19 protein-coding genes are annotated in these 15,505 nt (G+C 73.1%); 17 read left to right on the forward strand and 2 right to left on the reverse strand.

Annotated features, from left to right (window positions below):
• Positions 1-22 precede the first annotated feature (22 nt).
• From ASG32_RS06785 to phnE (ASG32_RS06815), 7 genes are all read left to right on the forward strand, one after another.
• Entirely contained in the window at positions 23-1,171 is a 1,149-nt protein-coding gene (locus ASG32_RS06785; protein ID WP_056523789.1) for a ceramide glucosyltransferase, read from the forward strand.
• Between the two features lie 24 nt (positions 1,172-1,195).
• Positions 1,196-1,882, forward strand: coding sequence for a DUF1045 domain-containing protein (locus ASG32_RS06790; protein ID WP_056523792.1), 687 nt, complete (start codon positions 1,196-1,198; stop codon positions 1,880-1,882).
• Positions 1,875-2,495, forward strand: coding sequence for a chloramphenicol acetyltransferase (locus ASG32_RS06795; protein ID WP_056523793.1), 621 nt, complete (start codon positions 1,875-1,877; stop codon positions 2,493-2,495). Before ASG32_RS06790 ends, ASG32_RS06795 begins: the two co-directional genes overlap by 8 nt.
• Positions 2,496-2,609: 114 nt before the next feature.
• On the forward strand, positions 2,610-3,458 hold the full coding sequence (gene phnC, locus ASG32_RS06800) for a phosphonate ABC transporter ATP-binding protein (RefSeq protein ID WP_056523795.1): 849 nt from the start codon (positions 2,610-2,612) through the stop codon (positions 3,456-3,458).
• Between the two features lie 118 nt (positions 3,459-3,576).
• Positions 3,577-4,503 carry a phosphonate ABC transporter substrate-binding protein gene (phnD, locus tag ASG32_RS06805; RefSeq protein ID WP_012320793.1) on the forward strand — a complete coding sequence of 309 codons (927 nt, stop codon included), beginning with the start codon at positions 3,577-3,579 and terminating at the stop codon, positions 4,501-4,503.
• A 16-nt stretch (positions 4,504-4,519) separates the two neighbouring features.
• Complete coding sequence (gene phnE / locus ASG32_RS06810) at positions 4,520-5,401, forward strand: phosphonate ABC transporter, permease protein PhnE (protein ID WP_056523797.1); 882 nt, start codon at positions 4,520-4,522, stop codon at positions 5,399-5,401.
• A complete protein-coding gene (gene phnE, locus ASG32_RS06815) occupies positions 5,398-6,264 on the forward strand; it encodes a phosphonate ABC transporter, permease protein PhnE (RefSeq protein WP_020093766.1) in 867 nt (288 codons plus the stop codon). Before phnE (ASG32_RS06810) ends, phnE (ASG32_RS06815) begins: the two co-directional genes overlap by 4 nt.
• A 152-nt stretch (positions 6,265-6,416) precedes the next feature.
• Here phnE (ASG32_RS06815) and phnF read toward each other — a convergent pair whose 3' ends face one another.
• Positions 6,417-7,160, reverse strand: a complete 744-nt coding sequence (phnF, locus tag ASG32_RS06820) for a phosphonate metabolism transcriptional regulator PhnF (protein ID WP_056523798.1) — start codon at positions 7,158-7,160, stop codon at positions 6,417-6,419.
• A gap of 79 nt (positions 7,161-7,239) precedes the next feature.
• Between phnF and phnG the strand changes: the two genes are divergently transcribed.
• The 9 genes from phnG to phnN are packed head-to-tail and all read left to right on the forward strand — an operon-like array spanning position 7,240 to position 13,940.
• The gene (gene phnG, locus ASG32_RS06825) at positions 7,240-7,722 is read left to right on the forward strand and encodes a phosphonate C-P lyase system protein PhnG (protein WP_082557773.1); all 483 of its coding nucleotides are present in this window, start codon (positions 7,240-7,242) and stop codon (positions 7,720-7,722) included.
• Between the two features lie 2 nt (positions 7,723-7,724).
• Positions 7,725-8,312, forward strand: coding sequence for a phosphonate C-P lyase system protein PhnH (phnH, locus tag ASG32_RS06830; RefSeq protein ID WP_056523801.1), 588 nt, complete (start codon positions 7,725-7,727; stop codon positions 8,310-8,312).
• Positions 8,313-8,315: 3 nt separating this feature from the next.
• Positions 8,316-9,422, forward strand: coding sequence for a carbon-phosphorus lyase complex subunit PhnI (locus ASG32_RS06835; protein WP_056523804.1), 1,107 nt, complete (start codon positions 8,316-8,318; stop codon positions 9,420-9,422).
• Entirely contained in the window at positions 9,419-10,306 is an 888-nt protein-coding gene (locus tag ASG32_RS06840) for an alpha-D-ribose 1-methylphosphonate 5-phosphate C-P-lyase PhnJ (RefSeq protein WP_056523807.1), read from the forward strand. Before ASG32_RS06835 ends, ASG32_RS06840 begins: the two co-directional genes overlap by 4 nt.
• Positions 10,307-10,314: 8 nt before the next feature.
• Entirely contained in the window at positions 10,315-10,788 is a 474-nt protein-coding gene (locus tag ASG32_RS06845; RefSeq protein ID WP_056523810.1) for a GNAT family N-acetyltransferase, read from the forward strand.
• Complete coding sequence (phnK, locus tag ASG32_RS06850; RefSeq protein WP_056523813.1) at positions 10,785-11,558, forward strand: phosphonate C-P lyase system protein PhnK; 774 nt, start codon at positions 10,785-10,787, stop codon at positions 11,556-11,558. The genes ASG32_RS06845 and phnK overlap by 4 nt, the downstream gene beginning before the upstream one ends.
• Positions 11,555-12,262: a phosphonate C-P lyase system protein PhnL gene (phnL, locus tag ASG32_RS06855; RefSeq protein ID WP_020093758.1), complete on the forward strand. Its 708-nt coding sequence runs from the start codon at positions 11,555-11,557 to the stop codon at positions 12,260-12,262. The genes phnK and phnL overlap by 4 nt, the downstream gene beginning before the upstream one ends.
• An 11-nt stretch (positions 12,263-12,273) precedes the next feature.
• The gene (locus tag ASG32_RS06860) at positions 12,274-13,410 is read left to right on the forward strand and encodes an alpha-D-ribose 1-methylphosphonate 5-triphosphate diphosphatase (RefSeq protein WP_056523823.1); all 1,137 of its coding nucleotides are present in this window, start codon (positions 12,274-12,276) and stop codon (positions 13,408-13,410) included.
• Complete coding sequence (phnN, locus tag ASG32_RS06865; protein ID WP_056523825.1) at positions 13,410-13,940, forward strand: phosphonate metabolism protein/1,5-bisphosphokinase (PRPP-forming) PhnN; 531 nt, start codon at positions 13,410-13,412, stop codon at positions 13,938-13,940. Before ASG32_RS06860 ends, phnN begins: the two co-directional genes overlap by 1 nt.
• Before the next feature lie 167 nt (positions 13,941-14,107).
• On the opposite strand, the gene ASG32_RS06870 is transcribed toward phnN, so the two are convergent.
• Entirely contained in the window at positions 14,108-14,971 is an 864-nt protein-coding gene (locus ASG32_RS06870) for a hypothetical protein (RefSeq protein WP_056523827.1), read from the reverse strand.
• A gap of 308 nt (positions 14,972-15,279) precedes the next feature.
• On the opposite strand from ASG32_RS06870, the gene ASG32_RS06875 reads away from it, so the two are divergent.
• The coding region (locus ASG32_RS06875) for a GTP-binding protein (protein WP_244491834.1) at positions 15,280-15,505 on the forward strand (226 nt) is incomplete at its 3' end.

Here is a 15,505-nt window from a genome sequence, read left to right on the forward strand (position 1 = left end):
CCCGATCGCACGAGGGATCCGCATGATTGACGCCACGGTGCCGGCCCTGTCCCTCGGCGCGCTCCTGGCCGTCGTCCAGATCGGTAGCATCGCCGTCGCGGCCCGGCGCCTCGGCCGGGACCACGGCCCGTCGCGGTTCCCGGACGGCGCGCCCGTCTCCCTGGTCCGCCCCCTGCGCGGGGTCGAGGCCTACAGCGAGGAGATGCTCCTCCGCAGCTTCCGTCTCGACTACCCGTCCTACGAGCTGATCTTCTGCGTGGCCGACCCGGCCGACCCGATCGTCCCGATGGTGGAGCGCCTGATCGAGGCCCACCCGCACGTGCCCGCCCGCCTGATCCTCGGCGACGAGCGCGTCAGCGCGAACCCGAAGCTCAACAACTGCCTGCGCGGCTGGCGCGCCGCCGCCCACGACTGGGTGGTGCTCGCCGATTCCAACGTCGCCATGCCGCCGGACTACCTCCAGCGGCTGCAGGCGGCGTGGCGCGCCGATACCGGCCTCGTCTGCTCCACCCCGGCCGGCGCCCGCCCGGGCAGCTTCATGGCGGAGGTGGAGTGCGCCTTCCTGAACACCCTGCAGGCGCGCTGGCAATACGCCGCCGAGGCCTTCGGGCTGGGCTTCGCGCAGGGCAAGAGCATGCTCTGGCACAAGCCCTTCCTGGAGGCGCAGGGCGGCCTCCAGGCGCTCGCGGCCGAGATCGCCGAGGACGCGGCCGCCACCAAGCTCGTGCGCGCCGCCGGCAAGCGGGTCCACCTCGTGGCGAGCCCGTTCGAGCAGCCGCTCGGCCCGCGCGGCTTCCGGGAGGTCTGGTCGCGGCAGCTGCGCTGGGCGCGCCTGCGCCGCGTGACCTTCCCGCTGTTCTTCGCCCCCGAGATCGGCAGCGGCGTCCTGCTGCCGGCGCTCCTCGTCGCCCTCTGGGCCGGAAGCCTCGCGGGCCTCGCGGGCGCTGCCGGCCTCGCCGCCCTGTGCTATGCCGCCGAGCACCGGCTCGCGGCCCGCGCGGGCTGGCACCGCTCGCCCCGAACGCTGGCGGCCTTCCTGGCGCGCGACGCCCTGATCCCGGCGATCTGGGTCGGCGCCTGGATGCGGAGCGCCATTGTGTGGCGGGGCAATGCCATGGACGTGCGCCCCCGGCGGGCCGCCGACGCGCGCACCTACGCGCCGACGGCCTGACCGCCCGGCGATCGGAGACCCTACGTGTCGCGCCGCTACGCCCTCTACTGGCTGCCCGCCCCGGATTCGCGCCTCGAAGCCTTCGGCCGGGCGATCCTCGGCACCGACAACGTCACCGGGCTGCCGGTGCCGCACCCGGAGGGGCTCGGTGATCTCGCTGCGGTCACGGCGGGCGCGCGGGTCTACGGGTTCCACGCCACCCTCAAGGCGCCGCTGCGCCTCGCCCCGGGCACCGGGGAGGCCGACCTCGTGGCCGCCGCCCGCGCCCTCGCGGCCGCGCACCCGCCGGTTGCGGCGGGGCCGCTCCGGGTCGCCGCCCTCGGGCCGTTCCTCGCCCTGGTGCCGGAGACACCCCCGCCGGAACTCGGGCTCCTCGCCGCCGAGTGCGTCGCCGCCCTCGACCCGTTCCGGGCGCCGCTCACGGAGGCCGAGCGCGCCAAGCGCCGGCCGGAGCGCCTCGACCCGCGCGGCCGCGCGCTCCTCGACCGCTGGGGCTATCCCTACGTGTTCGAGGCCTTCCGCTTCCACATGACCCTGACCGACGCCCTGCCGGAGGCGGAGCGCGACCTCTGGCACCGGCGCCTGTCCGAGGCCTACGCCGCCGCGGGACCGGAGCCCCTGCGGATCGACGCCGTCAGCCTCCTGACCCAGGACGGGTCGGGGCCGTTCCGGCTCCTGGCGCGCCTGCCCTTCGGAGAGGCCCGTGGTTGACCGCCCCCTCGGCCTCGAACCCGCGCTCGATCCGAGCGCCCGGGTCGTCGACAGCCGCCTCGGCCGCTACACCGAGGTCGGCGCCCGCACCCGCCTCACCGAGACGACCCTCGACGACTATTCCTACATCGGTGAGGACGGCGAGGTGATCTACACCGCGATCGGCAAGTTCTGCTCGATCGCCGCCAGCGTGCGGATCAATCCCGGCAACCACCCGATGGAGCGGGCGTCGCAGGCGCACTTCACCTACCGGGCGCGCGCCTACTGGCCGGAGGAATCGGACGAGCCCGCCTTCTTCGACCGGCGCCGGGCGAGCCCGGTGGCGATCGGCCACGATGTCTGGATCGGCCACGGCGCGGTCGTCCTGCCCGGGCGCACGATCGGCACCGGCGCGGTGGTGGGGGCGGGCGCCATAGTCACCCGCGACGTCGAGCCCTACACGATCGTCGTCGGCAATCCCGCCCGGCCGGTCCGGCGCCGCTTCCCCGAGGTGGTCGCGGACCGTCTGACCCGCTTGGCGTGGTGGGACTGGGACCACGAGCGCCTGCGCCGGGCGCTGCCGGATTTCCGCGGGCTGCCCGTCGAAGCATTCCTGGAACGCCACGAAGATTAAGTCGGCTATCGAAAAGCCGAGATGCTGCGCCGGCAAATATAATCGTTCCGAATACGTCATCCAATCGTCGTCAAACCGGCGTCTACGTGCGGCCGTTCCCCGGCGGATGGTGGCATGCTGGTTATCGAGGATCTCACGCGCCAGTACGGCGACCGACGCGCCGTCGACGGCGTGTCGCTCCGGATCGAGCCCGGCAGCTTCGTCGGGGTGATCGGCCGGTCCGGTGCCGGCAAGTCCACGCTGCTGCGGCTCATCAACCGGCTGGCGGATCCGAGTTCGGGGCGCATCCTCCACGAGGGCCGCGAGGTCACCACCCTGCGCGGCCGCCCGCTGCGCGAGTGGCGCACCCGCTGCGCCATGATCTTCCAGCAATTCAACCTCGTCGGCCGGCTCGACGTCATGACCAACGTGCTGATGGGGCGCCTCAGCCACGTGCCGACCCACCGCGCCCTGCTCCGGCAATGGTCCGCCGAGGACCGCGCCATGGCCCTCGCCGCCCTGGAGAGCTTCGACATGGGCGAGTTCGCCGGCCAGCGGGCCGACGGCCTGTCGGGCGGCCAGCAGCAGCGCGTCGCCATCGCCCGCGCCCTCGTGCAGGAACCCGAGATCCTGCTCGCCGACGAGCCGGTCGCCTCGCTCGACCCGCGCAACACGCGGCTCGTGATGGACGCGCTCGCCGACGTGAACCGGCGCTACGGCATCACGGTGCTGTGCAACCTGCACTCCCTCGACCTCGCCCGCGCCTACTGCGACCGCCTCGTCGGCCTCGCGGCCGGGCGGGTCGTGTTCGAGGGCGGCCCCTTCGACCTCACCGAGGACGTGGCGCGCCGGCTCTACGGCCTGGAGGCCGGCGAGGTGCTGGACGATTCCGCGCAGCGCGAGGCGGAGCAGCGGGCCGCGATGCCGGGCCGGCCCGGTCTCGTGCCGGTCCGCCCGGTCCGCGAGGCCGCCCTCGGCGCCTGATCCGGGCCCCGGGCCCCAACAAGCACCGCCAGAGCGCACCGCCAAAGTGCACCGTCTTGGAAACGCCCGACCGGCCTCCGGCCGGCCGAACCTCGCCGACGCCACGAAGGACGACCCGATGATCACCCGACGCACCCTCGCCGCCGCCGCGGCCCTCGCCCTCCTCGGCCTGCCGGCCGCCGCCCAGGACTGGAAGGCCCAGTATCCGGAGCTGACGCTGGGCGTGATCCCGGCCGAGAACGCCTCGGGCACCGCCGACCGCTGGGCGCCACTCACCGCCTACCTGACCAAGACCCTCGGCGTGCCGGTGAAGCTGCGGGTGGCGAGCGACTACGCCGCGGTGATCGAGGGCCAGCGCGCAGGCAATATCCAGATCGCGTGGTACGGGCCGGCATCCTTCGCCCGGGCCGTGATGACCGGCGTCAAGATCGAGCCGATCGTCAACCAGAAGCACGAGACCGGCGCCTCGGGCTACTATTCGGTGGTCTACGTGCTGGCCTCCAGCCCCTACAAGACCGTCGAGGATCTCAAGGGCAAGAACCTCGCGCTGGTCGATCCGAACTCTACCTCCGGCAACCAGGCGCCGCGCTTCTTCCTGAAGCGGGCCGGCTACGACGTCGAGAAGTTCTTCGGCAAGACCTTCTACGCGGGCAGCCACGAGAACGCCGTCCTGGCGCTCACCCAGGGCACGGCCGACGCCGCCGCCAACCTGTGGAACTCCGAGACCGACACGATGGTCACCCGCATGGCCGCCAAGGGCATGCTCAAGAAGCCCGACGGCACGCCGATGCAGCAGTCGGACTTCCGGGTCGTGTTCAAGTCCGACTTCCTGCCGGAGGGGCCCTTCGCCGTGCTGGCGAGCCTGCCGGACGACCTGAAGGCCAAGATCCGCGACGCCTTCGTGGCCTTGCCGAAGGCCGACAAGGCCGCCTTCGACCGGCTCTCCGACGGCAAGGACCAGGATCTCACGCCGGTGACCCTCAAGGATTACCAGCCGATCATCGACATGCTGCGGTTCAACGACGAGCAGCGCCGGAAGTCCTGATCCGGAGCCGCCCGCCTTGCGCGGTCTGACACCCCTGTCGCCGGAGCGGGCAGCCGCCCTCTCCGGCCTCTACGCGGCGGCGACCGGCGAGGCCCGCCGCCGCACGCTGGCGGGCTTCGCCCTGGTGGCGGCGCTCGCCGTGGTCGCCGGCCTGATCGCCGAGGTGCGGCCGCTGGTCTTCGCCGAGAACATCGGCAAGTTCACCGCCTACATCCAGCAGATCCTGCCGCCGATCAGCCTCGAGCACCCGCTGGAGGACGTCCGCGCCTGGTACTGGGGCCTGCCCAAATGGCTGGGCCTGCTGGGCGAGACCCTGCTCATGGCCTATCTCGGGACGCTGCTCGGGGGGCTGACGGGCTTCGCCCTCAGCTTCGTGGCCGCCGCCAACCTCGTGCGGTCGCGCGTGCTGCGCGTCGGCGCCAAGCGGCTCCTGGAACTGTGCCGCACCGTCCCCGAGGTCGTGTTCGCGCTGATCTTCGTCATCGCCTTCGGCCTCGGCCCGATGGTGGGCGTGCTCGCCATCGCGATCCACACCACGGGCGCGCTGGGCAAGCTGTTCTCCGAGGTGGTCGAGAACATCGACATGCGGCCCGTCGAGGGCCTGTCGGCCTCGGGCGCGACCTGGGTCCAGACGGTGCGCTTCGCGGTCCTGCCGCAGGTGCTGTCGAACTTCGCCTCCTACGCGCTGCTGCGCTTCGAGATCAACGTGCGCGGCGCCGGGGTGATGGGCTTCGTCGGCGCCGGCGGCATCGGCCAGGAATTCCTCGTGGCGATCCGCAATTTCTACTACGCGGACGTGAGCGCGATCCTCGTGCTGATCATCCTGACCGTCTTCTGCATCGACCTCGTCACCGAGCGGGTCCGCCACCGCCTGATCGGCGCGGAGCACGCCCGATGAGCGCGCGTCCCGAGACCCTGCGGGCGGCGGCCCGGGCCGACCTCGGCCGCCTGCGCGCGCGCTACCCCGCGCAGTTCCGCACCGACTGGCCGGGGCGGGCGCGGCTCGCCGCCCTGCTCGTCGTCCTGGTGGGGCTCGCGGCGCTCGGCTACTGGCGCCTCGACTTCTCGGTGGCGCGGATCCTCCACGGGCTCGGGCGGCTCGGCACCTTCGCGGTGCTGATGCTGCCGCCATCGCCGGAGGGCCAGTTCTGGACCTTCCTGCACGCGCTGGGCGAGACCCTCGGCATCGCCTTCCTGGGCACGCTGACGGCGGCGATCCTCGCCTTCCCGGTGGCGTTCCTGGCGGCGCGGAACGTCGTGCCCAACCCGTTCGCGCGGTTCGCGGTCCGCCGCGGCCTCGACGTGATGCGCTCGGTCGACGTGCTGATCTGGGCGCTGATCTGGATCAACGTCGTCGGCCTGGGCCCGTTCGCCGGGGCGCTCGCGATCGCGTGCTCGGATTTCGGCGCGCTCGGCAAGCTGTTCTCGGAGGCGATCGAGACCTGCGACAAGCGGGCCGGCGAGGGCGTCGTCGCTTCGGGCGGCTCGGCGCTCCACCGCATCCGCTTCGGGCTGATCCCGGGGGTGCTGCCGGTGCTGGCGAGCCAGGTCCTCTACTTCTTCGAGTCGAACACCCGCTCGGCGACGATCATCGGCATCGTCGGCGCGGGCGGCATCGGCCAGTACCTCACCGAGCTGATCCGCGTGCTGGAGCTGCAGCAGGTCGCCTTCCTGGTGCTGATGATCCTCGTGACCGTGGCGGCGATCGACTGGGTCTCGACCCGCCTGCGCCGGGCGATCATCGGGCCGGCGGCGCGCTGAGGGAGGCCTCGGCTTCCCGGCATCACGCGCGGAGCGCAATGACCCAGGGTCGCGCTGCCCCGGGTCGCTTCGCTCCGCTCGCGAGGACGGAGTGCCGAGGCCGTCGCGCGGACATCGCGCGGAGGTCGCGCGGAGGTCGCGCGGACATCGCATCACCCGCCGATCACCAGCTCCACGCGGTCGGCGGCGAACAGGGTGCGGTTCGCCTGGATCGGCACGCCGGCGGGATCGATGTTGACGCTCGACACCACCAGCACGACCCGCCCCGGCGCGATGTCGAGGCGCTGCGCCTCCGCGGGATCCGCGGGGCGGGCCCGGATCCGCGTCGAGAGCCGGGTGTAGTCGTGGACGCCGCAGGTCGCGAAGGCCCGGGTGATCGAGCCGCGCGCCGCGTAGGCCTCGGCGAAACCCGCGAAGCGCGGCAGCGGCAGCCAGGTCAGCGCCGTCGAGAGCGGGGCGCCGTCCGCCCGGTGGACCGTCAGCAGCTCCAGGATCGGCGCGCCGGGAGCGAGGGCCAGGGACGCCGCCTGCTCGGTCCCGGCCGGGACCGTGGTCGCGGCGACGAGGTCGCCCCAGGCCTCGCGCCCGGCCCCGGCGACGATCTCGGAGAAGCGCGTGCGCGGCCCGATCGGGTAGGCGAGCGGCGCCTCCTCCACGAAGGTGCCCCGGCCCTGGCTGGCGCGCACGAGCCCGCCCTCGGCCAGCGCCGCGAGGGCGCGCCGCACCGTGTGCCGGTTCACCGCGAACCGCGTCGCCAGGGCGGCCTCGGCGGGGAGCTGCTGTCCCGGCGCGTAGCGTCCCGCCGCGATCTCGGCCGTCAGCGCGTCGGCGATCTGCCGCCACGCCGTCAGCCCCTCGCCCCGGACGAGGCCGGCCGCCTGCTCCTGCGCATCCATCCTGTCATCCAAACTTCATTTGTGCGGCGCACGCCAGTTGTCTATACACCTAGACAACCGAGGGACGAAGGGATTCGCGATGACGACGACCCCGAGACATCCGGGATCCGAGGGCGAGACCGCGGCGCGCCAGGCGGTCATGGCCCTCTGTGCCGAGGCGAGCCGCGCGGATCTGGAGGCGGCCCTCGAAGCGGCCGTGTCGGGCCTCGAAGCGCCCGCGGCCGCGGACCTGCGTCCGCCCGAGACCGGTCTCGTGATGGCGTCGGGCCGGATCAGCGGCGACGGTCGCCCGTTCAATCTCGGCGAGGTCAGCGTGACGCGGGCCGCCATCCGCCTCGCGGACGGTCCGGCGGGCTTCGCCTACCATCTCGGCCGCGACCGCGCGAAGGCGCGGCTCGCCGCGATCCTCGACGCCCTCTGGCAGGATCCGGTCCGGCGCGCCCGGGTCGAGGCCGCCCTGGAGCCCGCCGCCCGGCGGCTCGCGGCCTCCCGGGATCGGGCCGCCCGGCGCACGGCCGCCACCCGGGTCGACTTCCTGACCCTCGCCCGCGGAGAGGATTGAGCATGCTCGCCCCCGGCTTCGCCGACCCGGTCCACGACGCGCAGGACACGTTCCGCGCCGTGATGGACGCCCTCGCCCGCCCCGGACGCGTCCGGCTCCTCGCGCCGGGCCTCGCGCCGCCCGCGCCCCTGACGCCGGAACTGGCCGCCGTCGCGCTGACGCTCACCGATGCCGACACGCCGGTCTGGCTCGATCCGGCCCTCGCCGCGGCGCCGGAGGTCGCGGAATACCTGCGCTTCCACACCGGCGCGCCGCTCACCGGCGACCCGGCCGCGGCGGCCTTCGCGCTGGTCAGCGACCCGGCGCGCTGCCCGCCGCTGGCGGAGTTCGCCGCCGGGACGCCGGCCTATCCCGACACCGCCACGACGCTGGTGCTCGCCCTCGACGCGCTCGCGGAGGGGGAGGGGCTGCGCCTGTCCGGCCCCGGCATCCGGGGCACCGCCGGGATCGCGCCGGCGCCCCTGCCGGACGGCTTCGCGGCGCAGCTCGCGGAGAACCGCGCGGGCTTCCCCCTGGGCATCGACCTGATCCTGACGGCGCCCGGCCGCGTGGCCGGCCTGCCGCGCTCCACGACGGTGACGGAGGCCTGATCCATGTACGTGGCCGTGAAGGGCGGCGAGGCCGCCATCGACAACGCTCACCGTCTCCTCGCCGAGGCGCGCCGGGGCGATCCGGCCGTGCCGGAGCTCTCCGTCGAGCAGATTCGGGAGCAGATGGCGCTGCTCGTCGACCGGGTGATGACCGAGGGCTCGCTCTACGATCCGAACCTCGCGGCTTTGGCGCTCAAGCAGGCGCGCGGCGACGTGGTCGAGGCGGTGTTCCTGGTCCGCGCCTACCGGACCACGTTGCCGCGCTTCGGCGCCTCCGCGCCGGTCGACACCGGCGCCATGGCGGTCGAGCGCCGGATCTCCGCGACGTTCAAGGACCTGCCCGGCGGGCAGGTGCTCGGGCCGACCTTCGACTACACCCACCGGCTGGTCGACTTCGCGCTCGCCGCCGAAGCCGGGATCGAGCCCGCCGCCGAGGCCGAGCCGCGCGCCGATGCCGGCTCCTGCCCGCGGGTCACCGACCTGCTGGCCCGGGACGGCCTGATCGAGCCCTCGCCGCCGGACGACGGCGCGCCCGCGGGCGACCTCACCCGCGAGCCGGTGGACTACCCCGCTGACCGGGCGCTCCGCCTTCAGGCGCTGGCCCGGGGCGACGAGGGCTTCGTGCTCGGCCTCGCCTACTCGACGCAGCGCGGCTACGGCCGCACCCACCCGTTCGTCGGCGAGATCCGGGTCGGGGAGGTCGCGGTCGAGTTCGTGCCCGAGGAGCTGGGCTTCGCGGTGCCGCTCGGCCGCATCCGGCTCACCGAGTGCCAGATGGTCAACCAGTTCAAGGGCTCCGGGGCGGCCCCGCCGCAATTCACCCGCGGCTACGGGCTGAGCTTCGGGCAGAGCGAGCGCAAGGCCATGGCGATGGCCCTGGTCGACCGGGCGCTCCGCGCGGAGGAGCTGGGCGAGCCGGTGGCGAGCCCGGCCCAGGACCAGGAATTCGTGCTGGCCCACTGCGACAGTCTCCAGGCGACCGGCTTCGTCGAGCACCTGAAGCTGCCCCACTACGTCGACTTCCAGGCCGAGCTGGAACTGGTTCGCCGGCTACGTACCGAGTTCGAGCGCGAGTCCGACACCGTCGAGATGCAGGAGGCCGCCGAATGAGCGCCGCGATCGCGCACCGCCCGGAGAGCGAACCGGGCTACAACTTCGCCTATCTCGACGAGGGCACGAAGCGGATGATCCGCCGGGCCATCCTCAAGGCCATCGCGGTGCCGGGCTACCAAGTGCCCTTCGCCTCCCGCGAGATGCCGATGCCCTACGGCTGGGGCACCGGCGGCGTGCAGGTGACGGCCGCGATCCTCGGGCGCTCGGACGTGCTGAAGGTCATCGACCAGGGGGCCGACGACACCACCAACGCGGTCTCGATCCGCCGCTTCTTCGCCAAGACCTCCGGGGTGGCCACCACCACCCGCACCGCGGAGGCGACGGTGATCCAGACCCGCCACCGCATCCCCGAGACGCCGCTCACCGAGGGGCAGACCCTCGTCTACCAGGTGCCGATCCCCGAGCCCCTGCGCTTCCTCGAGCCCCGCGAGACCGAGACCCGCCAGCTCCACGCGCTAGCCGAGTACGGCGCCATGCACGTGAAGCTCTACGAGGACATCAGCCGCCACGGCCACATCGCCACCACCTACGCGTACCCGGTGGAGGTGGCGGGCCGCTACGTGATGGACCCGTCGCCGACGCCGAAATTCGACAACCCCAAGATGGACGACTGCCCGGCGCTCCAGCTCTTCGGCGCGGGCCGCGAGCGGCGGATCTACGGGGTGCCGCCCTACACGCGGGTGCGGAGCCTCGACTTCGAGGACCACCCGTTCCGGATCCAGGCGTTCGAGCATCCCTGCGCGCTGTGCGGTGCCGAGGGCGTCTATCTCGACGAGGTGCTGCTCGACGATGCGGGCCGGCGGATGTTCGTCTGCTCGGACACCGACCATTGCGAGGGGCGCCGCGCGGACGGCCATGTCGGCACGGGGGACGCGGCATGAGACGCGCTATGACCGACCTCACGGTCCGCCGGGCCGGAAAGCCCGACCTGCCCGCGATCCTCGACCTCTACGCCGAACTGAACGGCGGGCGGGCGGCGACCCTGGCACAGGCCGGGGCGCTGCTCGACCGGCTCGCGGCCTATCCCGATTACGGGCTCTACGTGGCCGAACGCGACGGCGCGGTCGTCGGCACCTTCTGCCTCGTCATCCTCGACAACATCGCCCACTGGGGCACCCCCTCGGCGCTCGTCGAGAGTGTCGTGGTCGCGTCCCGGCACCGCGGCGGCGGTCTCGGTCGGGCGATGATGCACGAGGCGGCCCGGCTCGCCGTGGCGCGGGGCTGCTACAAGCTCGCCCTGTCGTCGAACGTCGACGCCAAGCCGGCCCACGCCTTCTACGAGAGCCTCGGCTTCGAGCGCTACGGCTACAGCTTCCGCCTCGATCCCCCCTTCCTGCCCGACACCGCGGAGGCGACCCGATGAGCGAATCCCTGCTTCAGGTCCGCGGCCTGACCAAGCGCTACGGCGCCCGCCTCGCCTGCGCCGACGTGTCGTTCGACCTCGTCCCCGGCGAGGTGCTGGCGATCGTGGGCGAATCCGGTTCCGGCAAGTCGACGCTCCTCTCCCTCATCGCCACCGAGTTGGCGCCCGATTCCGGGACGATCGCCTACCGGATGCGCGACGGCGCGCTGCGCGACCTCGCCACCCTGAGCGAGGCCGGGCGCCGGGCGCTGATGCGCACCGAGTGGGGCTTCGTCCGCCAGGACGCGGCCCAGGGCCTGCGCATGGCGGTCTCGGCCGGCGGCAATGTCGGCGAGCGGCTGATGGGGCTCGGCGACCGCCATTACGGGCGGATCCGCGCCCAGGCCCTCGACTGGCTCGGCCGCGTCGAGATCGCCGCCGACCGGATCGACGACCCGCCGACGCGCTTCTCCGGCGGCATGCGCCAGCGCCTGCAGATCGCCCGGAACCTCGTCACCGGCCCCCGCCTGGTGCTGATGGACGAGCCGACCTCCGGCCTCGACGTCTCGGTCCAGGCCCGGCTCCTCGACCTGATCCGCCGGCTCTCGGCCGAGCTGGGGCTCGCGGTGATCATCGTCACCCACGACCTCGCGGTGGCGCGGCTCCTCTCGCACCGGATCATGGTCATGCGCGCCGGCCGGGTGATCGAGACCGGCCTCACCGACCGGGTGCTCGACGATCCCGAGCACGCCTACACCCAGCTCCTCGTCGCCTCGGTGCTCGCCGCATGACCGCGCTCCTGACCTTCGAGACCGTCGCCAAGAGCTTCACCCTGCACCTGCGCGGCGGCGTCGTGCTGCCGGTGGTGGGCGATGTCAGCCTGTCCGTGGAGCCCGGCGAGTGCGTGGTGCTCGGCGGCCCGTCCGGCGCGGGAAAATCCTCGCTGCTGAAGATGGCCTACGGCAACTACCGCTGCGACGGCGGCGCGATCCTGGTCCGCGACGGCGCGACGGTCGTGGACGTCGTCCGGGCCGATCCGCGGGCGGTCCTGGCGCTGCGGGCCCGGGTCATCGCCTACGTGTCGCAGTTCCTCCGGGTGATCCCGCGGGTCCCGGCCCTCGACGTCGTCGAGGCCGCCGGCCGCGAGGGCGGATTGTCCGAAGCGGCGGCACGCGCGCGGGCCGAGACCCTGCTGGCCCGGCTCAACCTGCCGGAGCGGCTCTGGGGCCTGCCGCCCGCGACCTTCTCGGGCGGCGAGCAGCAGCGGGTGAACATCGCCCGGGGCCTGATCGCCGACCGGCCGCTCCTGCTCCTCGACGAGCCGACCGCCTCCCTGGACGCGGAGAACCGCGCCGTGGTGGCCGAGCTCGTCCGCGAGAAGCTCAGGGCCGGGGCCGGCGTGCTCGGCATCTTCCACGACAGCGAGATGCGCGACGCTGTGGCGACCCGGGTGGTCGATGTCACCCGCTTCGCGCCGCAAGCCCGGGCAGCCTGAGGATCCTCACGATGGACGATTTCATCCTCGAGAACGCGACCCTGGTCCTGCCGGACCGGGTGCAGCGCGGCTGGCTCGCGGTGTCGGACGGGGCGATCGCCGAGATCGGCGAGGGGCGCCCGCCCGCGCGCGGCCTCGATCTCGGCGGCGATCACCTGATCCCCGGCCTGATCGAGCTGCACACCGACCACCTGGAGAGCCATTTCGCGCCGCGCCCGAAGGTGCGCTGGCACCCCCTCGGCGCCGTCCTGGCCTACGACGCGCAGATCACCGCCTCGGGCATCACCACGGTGTTCGACTCGCTCCGCGCCGGCAGCGATCCGGACGGCAGCGGCCTCGGCTCCGAGCTGGAGCAGCTCGCCGGCGCCATCGCCGCCGCGCGCGCCGGGGACCTGTTCCGGGCCGAGCACTTCACGCACCTGCGCTGCGAGTTGCCCTCCCTGGACGTGCTCGACACGGTGGCGGCCTTCACGGCCCGCTACCCGGTGGGGCTGATCTCGCTGATGGACCACACGCCCGGCCAGCGGCAGTTCCGAGACATGGAGAAGTACTACACCTACGCCACCCGCGGCGGCCGGCCCATGGAGGAGATCCGCGCCAACACCGAGCGCAAGGTTCGCGACGGGCGGGCGCTCAACGCGAAGAACCGGCCGGCCCTCGTTCAGTTCGCCCGCGAGATGGGCATCCCGCTGGCGAGCCACGACGACACCACCCTGGCCGACGTCGACCTCGCGGTCGGCGAGGGCGTGCGGCTGGCCGAGTTCCCCACCACCCTGGAGGCGGCCGAAGCCGCGCACCGGCAGGGCATCACCGTGATGATGGGCGCGCCGAACCTGATCCGCGGCGGCTCGCATTCCGGCAACGTCGCGGCCCTGGCGCTGGCCGAGGCCGGGCACCTCGACATCCTGTCGTCGGACTACGTGCCGGCGAGCCTGCTGATGGCGGCCTTCCTGTTGCCCGAGCAGGCGCCCGGGATCACGCTGCCCGCGGCGCTCGCCACCGTCACGTCGAACCCCGCCCGCGCCACCGGCCTGACCGATCGCGGCGCCCTGGCGCCCGGGCTGCGGGCCGACCTCGTGCGCGTGCAGCGGGCCGAGGGCGTGCCGGTCGTCCGCGAGGTCTGGCGCGCCGGCCGGCGGGTCGCCTGATGGCGGGCTGCCTCGTCCTCGTGGTCGGCCCGAGCGGGGCCGGCAAGGACACGCTGCTCCGGCTCGCCCGGGCGGCGCTCGCCGACGACCCGCGCTACGTCTTCCCGCGCCGCCTCGTCACCCGCCCGCCCTCGGCCGACGAGGACAACGACGAGATCGACGAGGCGGCCTTCACCGAGGGCTGCGCGGCCGGGCGCTTCACCCTGAGCTGGCGCGCCCACGGCCTCGGCTACGCGCTCCCGGAGGCGGTCGGCCGGCGCGTCGCCGACGGCCACGTGGTGGTCTGCAACGTCTCGCGCCGCGTCGTCGCGCGGGCGCGGGCGGCCTGCCCGCGGGTGAGCGTCGTCGAGATCACGGCGCCGGCCGAGATCCTGGCGCGGCGCATCGCCGCCCGCGGTCGGGCGCAGGACGGCGACTTGGCCGCGCGTCTCGCTCGGGAGGGCGGCGTCACCGCGGACCTGACGATCCTCAATACCGGCTCCGCGGAGGCTGCGGCCGGACGGCTGGTGGCGCACCTGCGCGCCTTCTGACGCGGCTCTTGGCGGCTCGGGCCGCGATCCCGGTCGCGGTTCGCGGGGTTCGATCCGGGTCTCACGCGCCGGCCGCGCGGCGCGCGAGACCCACGAAAAAGGGCGGGCGCCGATGCCGGCACCCGCCCTCGCTGGGATCCGCCGGGGAGACCCCGGGGTCGTCCGACTCAGATGCCGCCGAACTTGTAGTTGAAGCCGGCGCGGACGATGCTGCCCTCGGTGCGGAAGCGCGAGATGTACGCGCCGTTGCCCACGCCCGGGACCGCGCCGACGAGCACGTTCTGGCTGCCGAGGTCGTAGTGCAGGTACTCGGCCTTCACCGTGATGGCGTCGTACTTGATGCCGATGTAGCGGCCGAGCGCGAAGGTGTTCAGGAAGCTGTCGGTCGGCAGGGCGAACTCGATGCCGCCGCCGTAGGCGAAGCCGGTCTTGAAGTCGTCGTAGCGGCCGGCGAACTGCAGGCGGCCGCCCGGGGTGTAGAAGTTGGCGTCGTGGAACACGTTGCCGTAGGCGAGGCCGCCCATCCCGTAGACCAGGACGCGGTCGAAGGCGTAGCCGACGCGGCCGGTGAGGGTGCCGAGCCAGTCGAGGCTCTGGCGGAACTGGCTGATGTTCGGCGGGCCGCCGGCGACGTTGCCGGTGCCGAGCACGACCCGGTTCTTGGTGATGTCCGTCCAGTCGATGCTGTTGGCGATACCGACGACGATGCCGGCGCCCGGCGTGAACTGGTAGTTGTAGCCGGCGGTGCCGCCGATGTTGGCGAAGCCGTCCTGCGTGGTCGAGGTCGCGAACGGGCGGCGGCCGAGGGCGACGTTGGTGGCGTTGCCGGGCTGGACGCCGACGGTCGTGATGCGCTCACGGTCGGTGAAGGTGTAGGCGGACTCGAGACCGGCGTAGAAGCCCGTCCAGGTGAAGACCGGCACCGGCGTGAAGACCGGCGGCGGGGCGGCGCGACGCGGCAGGTCGGCGGCGGAGGCGGCCGTCGTGACCAGGGCCGTCGCGGCGGTGGCGAGGAGGAGCTTCTTCATCATGGCGGGGGTCCGAGGTGACGCGTTGTTGTCGCCACTTAAGCTCGGCCGCACGGATCCCGCTATGCCCGCGAAGCCACACTGTGGCGCGAAAGCGGCGCGGATACTGCCTGTGATTGATCTTTCTCCGTTCAAGACTCGCATCCCTGGCTTGACAGCGGGGCCGGTCGGCGCGCCCCCGCGCGTCGCGGAGCTTGATCCCTGGCGGCCGACCCTCTAAGCGGACCGCGTTTTTCGCCCCTGTCGGAACTTCGGGGCGGCGGACCAGGATTCGGGGCCCTTGCGTGGTCCCCGCCGCAGGAATGGGAATCATGGGCAAGGAAAAGTTCTCCCGCACCAAGCCGCACTGCAACATTGGCACGATCGGCCACGTCGATCACGGCAAGACGTCTCTGACGGCGGCGATCACGAAGGTCCTGGCCGAGACGGGCGGGGCGACGTTCACGGCCTACGACCAGATCGACAAGGCGCCTGAGGAGAAGGCGCGCGGGATCACGATCTCGACGGCGCACGTGGAGTACGAGACGCAGAACCGTC

The organism is Methylobacterium sp. Leaf361, assembly GCF_001424445.1.
Taxonomy (GTDB): domain Bacteria; phylum Pseudomonadota; class Alphaproteobacteria; order Rhizobiales; family Beijerinckiaceae; genus Methylobacterium.

Coding starts and splice junctions, on each gene's coding strand:
- phnE (WP_020093766.1), top strand. CDS start 5,398: ATGAGCGCGCGTCCCGAGACCCTGCGGGCGGCGGCCCGGGCCGACCTC.
- ASG32_RS06860 (WP_056523823.1), top strand. CDS start 12,274: ATGGACGATTTCATCCTCGAGAACGCGACCCTGGTCCTGCCGGACCGG.
- ASG32_RS06845 (WP_056523810.1), top strand. CDS start 10,315: ATGACCGACCTCACGGTCCGCCGGGCCGGAAAGCCCGACCTGCCCGCG.
- phnF (WP_056523798.1), bottom strand. CDS start 7,160: ATGGATGCGCAGGAGCAGGCGGCCGGCCTCGTCCGGGGCGAGGGGCTG.
- phnL (WP_020093758.1), top strand. CDS start 11,555: ATGACCGCGCTCCTGACCTTCGAGACCGTCGCCAAGAGCTTCACCCTG.
- phnC (WP_056523795.1), top strand. CDS start 2,610: ATGCTGGTTATCGAGGATCTCACGCGCCAGTACGGCGACCGACGCGCC.
- ASG32_RS06840 (WP_056523807.1), top strand. CDS start 9,419: ATGAGCGCCGCGATCGCGCACCGCCCGGAGAGCGAACCGGGCTACAAC.
- phnG (WP_082557773.1), top strand. CDS start 7,240: ATGACGACGACCCCGAGACATCCGGGATCCGAGGGCGAGACCGCGGCG.
- phnN (WP_056523825.1), top strand. CDS start 13,410: ATGGCGGGCTGCCTCGTCCTCGTGGTCGGCCCGAGCGGGGCCGGCAAG.
- phnK (WP_056523813.1), top strand. CDS start 10,785: ATGAGCGAATCCCTGCTTCAGGTCCGCGGCCTGACCAAGCGCTACGGC.
- phnD (WP_012320793.1), top strand. CDS start 3,577: ATGATCACCCGACGCACCCTCGCCGCCGCCGCGGCCCTCGCCCTCCTC.
- ASG32_RS06870 (WP_056523827.1), bottom strand. CDS start 14,971: ATGATGAAGAAGCTCCTCCTCGCCACCGCCGCGACGGCCCTGGTCACG.
- phnH (WP_056523801.1), top strand. CDS start 7,725: ATGCTCGCCCCCGGCTTCGCCGACCCGGTCCACGACGCGCAGGACACG.
- ASG32_RS06785 (WP_056523789.1), top strand. CDS start 23: ATGATTGACGCCACGGTGCCGGCCCTGTCCCTCGGCGCGCTCCTGGCC.
- ASG32_RS06835 (WP_056523804.1), top strand. CDS start 8,316: ATGTACGTGGCCGTGAAGGGCGGCGAGGCCGCCATCGACAACGCTCAC.